This window comes from Oceaniovalibus guishaninsula JLT2003 (genome assembly GCF_000299575.1).
Classification (GTDB): domain Bacteria; phylum Pseudomonadota; class Alphaproteobacteria; order Rhodobacterales; family Rhodobacteraceae; genus Palleronia; species Palleronia guishaninsula.
Genome location: NZ_AMGO01000024.1, coordinates 1 through 887, shown reverse-complemented (window position 1 = coordinate 887; position 887 = coordinate 1). Strand labels below are relative to the sequence as shown.

The 887-nt window shown below is 70.1% G+C and carries 3 protein-coding genes; all 3 read left to right on the top strand.

The window, feature by feature from the left end; genetic code table 11:
* Positions 1–403: lysozyme (locus tag OCGS_RS15200; protein ID WP_040610776.1), on the top strand; the 403-nt coding region annotated here is incomplete at its 5' end.
* Positions 404–408: 5 nt separating this feature from the next.
* Positions 409–639 carry a hypothetical protein gene (locus OCGS_RS07830; RefSeq protein WP_028031150.1) on the top strand — a complete coding sequence of 77 codons (231 nt, stop codon included), beginning with the start codon at positions 409–411 and terminating at the stop codon, positions 637–639.
* Positions 632–733, top strand: coding sequence for a DUF3789 domain-containing protein (locus OCGS_RS15575; RefSeq protein WP_412842080.1), 102 nt, complete (start codon positions 632–634; stop codon positions 731–733). The genes OCGS_RS07830 and OCGS_RS15575 overlap by 8 nt, the downstream gene beginning before the upstream one ends.
* The last annotated feature ends 154 nt before the right edge of the window (positions 734–887 follow it).

Below are 887 nucleotides of genomic sequence, written 5' to 3'. Positions count from 1 at the left end.
GGCGCCGCATGAATTCGATGCGCTGGTCAGCTTCCAATACAACACCGGCGGCATCGCCAAGGCCGCGCTGACCCGACATCTCAATGCCGGAAATCGCGTTGCGGCCGCCGACGCGTTTCTGAACTGGCGGCGACCGGCGTCGATCATTCCGCGCCGGGAGGCGGAGCGCGACCTGTTCCGCCATGGCCGCTATCCCGGCGGTACGATCCCGGTCTGGTCGGTGGATCGCACAGGCCGCGTGGACTTCTCGCGGCCGATCCGTCGCCTGACCGAGGATGAGGCCCTGGCCTTGGCTCGCGGTCCGTCGCCGACGCCTCCGGTCCTCGCCCCTTCACCCACCGCGCCGACCAGCTGGCTCGCCCGGCTGGCCGCCTTCTTTTCCACCCTGATCCGGAGGGCCTGATCCCCATGCGCTACGTTCGTCCCAATTCGCTCACCTGGTGGGCGGGACTGCTCGCCATGCTCACCGGCATCGCCTCCCTCGCGCTGCCCGCCACCGGGCCGCTCGGGGAACTGTCCCGGCTCGTCGCGCTGCTTGCCGGCTCTGGCGATGCCTCGCCAGCGGGGCTGATGTTCCTCGGTCTCGGCCTGATCGGCCTGCGCGACCGGATCGAGCGCGGGTTCCGCGGCGATGCTTGAGTTTCTCGCGGGTCTGGTCGTGGGCGGCTGCCTCGGGGTCTTCGTCGCAGCCCTCTGCGTCGCCGCCGCGCACGGGGAGCGGGACGATGGCTGATCTCCTGATCTGGCTGGTGGCTGCTCTGGGCGCGGTCGGGTGCGTCGTCCTCGGACGGGTCTGGGGACGCGCGGAAGGAAAGCGCACAGGCAAACGGGAGGCGGAACGCGATGCGATGGAAGACAAGAACAAGCGCGTCGAGCGCGGGCGCGAC

Coding starts and splice junctions, on each gene's coding strand:
- OCGS_RS07830 (WP_028031150.1), top strand. CDS start 409: ATGCGCTACGTTCGTCCCAATTCGCTCACCTGGTGGGCGGGACTGCTC.
- OCGS_RS15575 (WP_412842080.1), top strand. CDS start 632: ATGCTTGAGTTTCTCGCGGGTCTGGTCGTGGGCGGCTGCCTCGGGGTC.